At 63.9% G+C, this 7,171-nt stretch carries 5 protein-coding genes; all 5 read right to left on the bottom strand.

Annotated features, from left to right (window positions below; translation table 11 throughout):
* Positions 1-352 (bottom strand): hypothetical protein (locus EDC62_RS13165; protein WP_245968805.1); only part of this gene is annotated, 352 nt, incomplete at its 3' end.
* A 175-nt stretch (positions 353-527) separates the two neighbouring features.
* Positions 528-1,700, bottom strand: coding sequence for a ribonucleotide-diphosphate reductase subunit beta (locus EDC62_RS07735; RefSeq protein WP_124222681.1), 1,173 nt, complete (start codon positions 1,698-1,700; stop codon positions 528-530).
* A 96-nt stretch (positions 1,701-1,796) separates the two neighbouring features.
* Positions 1,797-4,709 (bottom strand): ribonucleoside-diphosphate reductase subunit alpha, encoded by a 2,913-nt coding sequence (locus tag EDC62_RS07730; RefSeq protein ID WP_124222343.1) that lies wholly within the window; start codon positions 4,707-4,709, stop codon positions 1,797-1,799.
* A gap of 247 nt (positions 4,710-4,956) precedes the next feature.
* Positions 4,957-5,535, bottom strand: coding sequence for a 1,6-anhydro-N-acetylmuramyl-L-alanine amidase AmpD (gene ampD, locus EDC62_RS07725; protein WP_124222341.1), 579 nt, complete (start codon positions 5,533-5,535; stop codon positions 4,957-4,959).
* A 135-nt stretch (positions 5,536-5,670) separates the two neighbouring features.
* Positions 5,671-7,164, bottom strand: a complete 1,494-nt coding sequence (locus EDC62_RS07720; RefSeq protein WP_124222339.1) for a sigma-54-dependent transcriptional regulator — start codon at positions 7,162-7,164, stop codon at positions 5,671-5,673.
* Positions 7,165-7,171: the final 7 nt, after the last annotated feature.

Below are 7,171 nucleotides of genomic sequence, written 5' to 3'. Positions count from 1 at the left end.
CTGCCTTCTTCGCTGGAGCCGCTGCCTTCTTCGCTGGAGCCGCTGCCTTCTTCGCTGGAGCCGCTGCCTTCTTCGCTGGAGCCGCTGCCTTCTTCGCCGGAGCCGCTGCCTTCTTCGCTGGAGCCGATGCCTTCTTCGCCGGAGCCGCTGCCTTCTTCGCCGGAGCCGCTGCCTTCTTGGCCAAAGCCTTCTTCACCACGGCAACTTCTTTCTTGACCGCCTTCTTGACCTCAGCGACTTCTTTCTGGATCGCTTGCTTGGCGGCCGCCAATTTCTTTGCGACTGCCGTTGTCGCAGACTTCTTCGCTGGAGCCGCTTTCTTGGCGGGAGCGGGTTTTTTCGCAGTTGCCATGTGAATCTCCTTGATCACCTTGTTGACAGGGGAGGGAACACCCAGCGCGAACTTGGGTCGCCTGGGCGATCCATGCCGCCCGTGGAGACACGAGCGGCATGAATACGGGAGCCTTGCGCGGGAGTGGGTTGGGCGTCGAGCGAGATGCGCATGGCAGAAGCGGGGCCTAGAACGCTCAGTCCCAGGAAAGAGCACCGCCGGACTGGTACTCGATCACCCGGGTTTCGAAGAAGTTGCGTTCCTTTTTGAGGTCGATCATTTCGCTCATCCAGGGGAAGGGGTTTTCTTCGTTCGGGAACAGTGGTTCGAGGCCAATCTGCGTTGCGCGCCGATTGGCGATGTAGCGCAGATAGGACTTGAACATGGACGCATTGAGTCCGAGGACGCCGCGGGGCATCGTGTCTTCGGCGTATTGGTATTCGAGTTCGACCGCACGCAGGAACAAGCTCCTGATCTCGGCTTTGAACTCGGGGGTCCAGAGGTGAGGGTTCTCGAGCTTGAGTTGGTTGATGAGATCGATGCCGAAGTTGCAGTGCATCGACTCGTCACGCAGGATGTACTGGTATTGCTCGGCAGCACCGGTCATCTTGTTTTGCCGGCCCAGGGCCAGGATCTGGGTGAACCCGACGTAGAAGAACAGCCCCTCCATGAGGCAGGCAAAAACGATCAGGCTCTTGAGCAGCGTTTGGTCGGCTTCAGGCGTTCCGGTTTTGAACGACGGATCCATGATCACGTCGATGAACGGGATGAGGAATTCATCCTTCGCCCGGATGGCCGGAATCTCGTTGTAGGCGTTGAAGATCTCGCCTTCGTCGAGGCCGAGGCTTTCGACGATGTATTGATAGGCGTGGGTGTGGATCGCCTCTTCGAAGGCCTGACGCAACAGGAACTGGCGGCATTCCGGCGCGGTGATGTGCCGATAGGTACCGAGCACGATGTTGTTGGCGGCGAGTGAGTCGGCGGTGACGAAAAAGCCGAGGTTGCGCTTGACGATGCGTCGCTCGTCCTCCGTCAGCCCGTGGGGGTCTTTCCAGAGCGCGATGTCGCGGCTCATGTTGACTTCTTGCGGCATCCAGTGGTTCGCGCAGGTGGCGAGGTACTTTTCCCACGCCCACTTGTACTTGAATGGAACCAGTTGGTTGACGTCGGTCTGCCCATTGATGATGCGCTTGTCGGCCGCCACCACACGACGCGCCTTAGGCACCCCGGGGGCCGTCACAGTGCCTGTCGGCGCTGCCTTCGTGGGGGACACCAAGGAAGCGGCAGGGCTCGCACCGTGGGTCATGGGGCGCGGTTGCAGGCCGGGGCGTGCAAGGCTCGCAGAAAAATCTTCTTCCCAACTCAACATCATTTTTCCAATGCTCCAATTATGGGAGCAACTTCGGACATTGAAAAGCGATTCATGTCTTCAACGCTCCCTTCGAACTCAGGGTGTTGCGCGAGCTCACTGGCAGGCTTCGCAGCCCGGGTCGTCGATCGCGCAGAACTTCACGTCCGTTGCCGGCTCCGTCGTGGCCATGGCGGCAGCAGTTTCGTGGCCGGTAGCGGCCGAAACCGCGTTGAGGCGGCCGGCTTGGACGGTGGATTTCTCGGCATGGGTGGCACCCATGGTGCGCAGGTAATAGGTGGTCTTGAGCCCGCTGATCCAAGCCAGCTTGTAGGTCTCGTCGAGTTTCTTGCCCGATGCGCCTGCCATGTAGATGTTGAGCGACTGGGCTTGGTCGATCCATTTCTGACGCCGCGCTGCCGCGGCGACGAGCCAATAGGGTTCGATTTCGAAGGCGGTCGCATACAAGGCCTTGAGTTCCGCCGGAACGCGGTCGATCGGCTGCAGCGAACCGTCGAAATGCTTGAGGTCCATGACCATCACGTCGTCCCACAGGCCCAGGCGCTTGAGGTCGCGCACCAAGTGGCTGTTGACGACCGTGAATTCACCCGAGAGGTTCGACTTCACCGACAGGTTGCCAAACGAGGGCTCGATGGATGCGTCGACCCCGATGATGTTCGAAATGGTGGCCGTCGGAGCGATGGCGACGCAGTTGGAGTTGCGCATGCCATCCTGCGCGATCTTGCGACGCAGTGCGTCCCAGTCCAGGGTGGCGGAACGATCGACTTCGACGTAGCCGCCGCGGCTCTGCTCGAGCAGGTCCAGCGTATCGGGTGGCAGGATGCCCTGGTCCCAGAGCGAACCGCGATAGCTCGAGTACCGGCCGCGCTCGGCCGCGAGGTCGCTCGATGCCCAGTAGGCGTAATAGCAGACGGCTTCCATCGACCGGTCGGCAAACTCGACGGCGGCTTCGCTGGCGTAGGGAATCCGCAGTTCGTAGAGCGCGTCCTGAAAGCCCATGATGCCCAAGCCGACAGGGCGGTGGCGCAGGTTGGAGTCGCGCGCCTTCTTGACTGCGTAGTAATTGATGTCGATGACGTTGTCGAGCATGCGCATCGCGACTGCGATGGTTCGCTTGAGCCGTTCGTGGTCGAGTTCCTTGCCCAAGGGCCCGTCCTTGAGGTGGCGGGCGAGGTTGACCGAGCCGAGGTTGCAGACAGCGGTTTCGGTGTCACTGGTGTTGAGCGTGATTTCGGTGCACAGATTGGACGAATGCACCACCCCGACGTGCTGCTGGGGGCTGCGGACGTTGCAGGCATCCTTGAAGGTAATCCAAGGATGCCCGGTTTCGAACAGCATCGTCAGCATCTTGCGCCAGAGGTCGACCGCGGCAACGGTCTTCGTCGGACGGATTTCGCCGCGACGGGCCTTTTCTTCATAGGCGATATAGGCCTGTTCGAAGTCGCTGCCGTAACGGTCGTGCAGGTCGGGCACGTCGGAGGGGGAGAACAGGGTCCACTCGCCGCGCTCCATGACCCGTTTCATGAACAGGTCTGGAATCCAGTTGGCGGTGTTCATGTCGTGCGTCCGGCGCCGATCGTCTCCGGTGTTTTTGCGCAGTTCGAGGAATTCTTCGATGTCGAGGTGCCAGGTCTCGAGGTAACAACAGACGGCACCCTTGCGCTTGCCACCCTGATTGACGGCGACGGCCGTGTCGTTGACGACCTTCAGGAACGGGACGACACCTTGCGACTCCCCGTTGGTGCCCTTGATGTGGCTGCCCAAAGCGCGCACGCGTGTCCAGTCGTTGCCCAAGCCGCCGGCGAATTTGGAGAGCAGGGCGTTTTCCTTGATGGCTTCATAGATGCCTTCGAGGTCGTCGGGGACGGTGGTGAGGTAGCAGCTCGACAGTTGCGAGCGCAGCGTGCCGGAGTTGAACAAGGTGGGCGTGCTCGACATGAAGTCGAAAGACGACAGCACCTCATAGAACTCGACCGCCCGGGCTTCACGGTCGATCTCGTTGAGCGCCAGGCCCATCGCAACCCGCATGAAGAAGGCCTGCGGCAGTTCGATGCGCGTCTTGCGCACATGCAGGAAGTAGCGGTCGTAGAGCGTTTGCAGTCCGAGGTAATCGAACTGGAGGTCGCGCTCCGGCTTGAGCGCAGCCGCCAGGCGGTGCAGATCGAACTGCGCCAGCCGAGGATCGAGCAATTCATGCTCGATTCCCTTCTTGATGAACCTTGGGAAGTATTCGACGTAGCGCTCGCTCATCTCGTGCGGACGGACGTCCTCACCGAGAACCTCTTTCTGGATCGTGTGCAGCAGCAGGCGGGCGGTGGCGTAGGTGTAATCGGGATCTTTCTCGATGAGTGTGCGCGCGGCCAGAATCGCCGCTTTGTAGACCTCGTCGAGCGGCACGCCGTCGTAGAGATTGCGCAGCGTCTCCGCCAGGATGGGCTCGGCCTGGACTTCAGCGCCCAGGCCTTCGCAGGCCGTGGCGATGAGCGCGCGCAATCCTTCGAGATCGAGCGGCACGCGACGGCCGGCATCCACGACATGGATCGTGGGCGTGGCGCTGGCGGGCGACTCGGTGAGCCCCTGCCGGGCGCGCTCCTGGGCGCGACGCTCCCGGTACAGCACGTAGGCGCGGGCGACTTCATGGTGGCCGCCGCGCATCAGGCCCAGTTCGACCTGATCCTGCACGTCTTCGATATGGAAGGTTCCGCCGTTCGGCCGCGAGCGAACGAGCGCCCGGACCACCCCTTGCGTGAGTTCCTCGACGACGCTGCGCACGCTGGCCGAGGCGGCCCCTTGGGTGCCGTGCACGGCCAAAAACGCTTTCATCAGCGCGATCGCGATCTTGTCCGGGGTGAAAGGAACGACCGCACCATTGCGGCGAATGATTTGGTAGTGCGACAGCGCCGCTGCGGCCGTGGGGACGCTGCCTTCGCGGGCCAGGCCCAGGGTATGTGCGCTGGGATCAGCCAGCGCGGGCTCCGGTGTACGCAAGGGGGGTGGGGTGATCTGCATGGGGCGGTTCTCCGAGGGGTCAGGGCGGAATCGGTTTCGAAAATCGGCGGGCACGGCAGTGCGCATCGCGGCCATCAGGCCAGCAACCGAACCGGCGGGCTGTCGGGCCCAGTTTGGGTCTGGGGCACTACCGGTAGTGGTTCGGACGGCTACCTGCCACTAGATGTAGTGTACCGTGCGGTGAACCCGAGAAAGAACCAGGGGTTTTCCCGCAAGAGCCTCGTTCCCAGCGGCGGGGCGCGAAACCCTAGGGAAAATACCGATCCGGCCAGCCGAGGCTGTTTTGAAACCGGCGCCAGTCGAATTGGGGGCCGGGGTCCCACTTGCGCTCGGGCGCGATGTGCTGGTGGCCGGCGACGGCCTCGATCGGATAGCGCTCGGGCAGGGCGGCGCAAAGCGCGGTCAAGGTCTCGTACTGCGGGTCCTCGAAGGCGATGTCGGCCGTTCCTTCGAGTTCGATGCCGATGGACCAGTCATTGCAGTTCGAGGCCCCGAGCCAGCGGGATTGGCCGGCGTGCCAAGCGCGTTCGTCACAGTCGACGAACTGCCACAAAGCGCCATCCCGGGTGATGAAGAAATGGGCCGATACCTCCAAGCCGCGGATGGCCTGGAAGTCGGGGTGCGCATCCCAGGGCAGGGTGTTGGTGAACAGGCGCTGGACATCGCCGGTACCGAATTGCCCGGGCGGCAGACTGATGGCATGGATGACGACGAGGCGGACTTTGACGCCCAGCGGACGGGCATTGCGGTTGGGCGAAGGCAGCGCGCGCGCGTGCCGGTACCAGCCACCGCGCCAGAATTCAGAGGCTGAGAGGAAATTGGTCATGCCCGCTTTGACGTCCCAAAACACGCCCGAGGGCGTTGCAAATGCGCGCCGTAGCCCGAGCTACGGCTGTGCTTTGCGCCTACTCGGGCGCGTTTTGGGGCGCCCCTTCGGGCACGCCAATTCCCTCTCAGCCTCTCAGCTGGGCTCATCGTCGGTCTCGGGGGTGGGGTCCCGATCGGGGCTGGCAAGTCCCAGGCGCGCCATACGGTACCGGATCTGGCGCAGGCTCAAGCCCAGACGGCGGGCGGCGGCGCTGCGGTTGAAATGACATTCCTCGAGGGCCCGAAGCAGGATGCGTCGCTCTTGTTCGTCGAGCCACGCCGTGAGGTCTTGCGGCAAGGCCGCGGCTGCGCTCGGGGCTTGCGCCAGCGGGACCTTGGGCGCGGTCGCGGCTGGGAGGTCGAGCTCGAGAACGCCGTCCACATCCGGATCCGCGAGCGCCACGGCCCGGTGCAGCAGATTTTCGAGCTCTCGCACGTTGCCGGGAAACGGGTGGCGCGCGAGCTGCTCGAGGCTGGCGGGGGAGAGCTTGGGCGGCGCCGGGAAACCGCTTTCCGCCGCAATCTTCGCGAGCAGGGCTGCACACAACAGCGGCAAATCCTCGAGCCGCTCCCGCAGCGGCGGGACGGAGATGTCGATCACGTTGAGCCGGTAGTAGAGGTCTTGCCGAAACTGGCCCAGGCGGACGGCGGTGGCGAGATCGCGGTGGGTCGCGCTGACGAGGCGGACGTCGACCGGCTCCTCCTGCGTCGCCCCCAGCGGGCGCACGCAGCGCTCTTGGATCACGCGCAGCAACTTGGACTGCATGAGCAGCGGCAGTTCGCCGATTTCGTCGAGAAACAAGGTGCCGCCGCGCGCGGCCTGAAAGTAGCCCTCCCGGTCCTGGCTGGCGCCGGTGTAGGCGCCTTTGCGCGCGCCGAAGAACTCGGCTTCGAGCAGGGCCTCAGGGATGGCGGCACAGTTGACGGCGACGAACGGACCGGGGCTTCGGTGGCTGCAGGCATGAATGGCCCGCGCGACCAGTTCTTTGCCCGTGCCCGATTCTCCGAGGATCAGGACCGGTGCCATGCTTTGGGCGGCCTTGCGGATGCGCTCACGCACGCCGACCATGGCTGCCGAACGGCCGATCAGCCGCGAGAGCGCCTGTGCGGCGCCGTCACCCGGGGCCGCTCGGGTCACCGCTGACGAGGGGCTGCTCTGCGGGGCTTCCGTCGCGCTGTGGCTGGCGGGCCGGGGGCTGTTGCGGGCGTCGGCATAGGCGCTGGCAACGACGAGCCGCAACTGGCGCGGATCGACGGGCTTGGTGAGGTAATCGAAGGCGCCGGCCTTGAGAGCCTCGACGGCACTTTCGGCGGAGCCATAGGCTGTGACGACGATCCAACGCGTGTCGCGGCTGAGCGGAGCGTGTTCGCGGAGCAATTCGAGCCCAGTTCCGTCGGGCAGGCGCATGTCGGTCAAGACGACTGCGTAGCTCCGACGTTCCAGGGACTCGCGGGCTTGTGCCAGCGTCGCGGCAGTGTCGACCGCATAGCCTTCACGCAGCAGGGCCAGCTCGAACAGGGCGCGCAGGTCCGCCTCGTCGTCGATGACGAGGATGGGGCCGGTCGGAGCGGACGGATGCGTGTTCATGGCGGCA

It is taken from the genome of Tibeticola sediminis, from assembly GCF_003843835.1.
Taxonomy (GTDB): Bacteria; Pseudomonadota; Gammaproteobacteria; order Burkholderiales; family Burkholderiaceae_C; genus Tibeticola; species Tibeticola sediminis.
The sequence above is the reverse complement of the archived record's forward strand: the minus strand, read 5'-3'. Positions and strand labels throughout refer to the sequence as shown.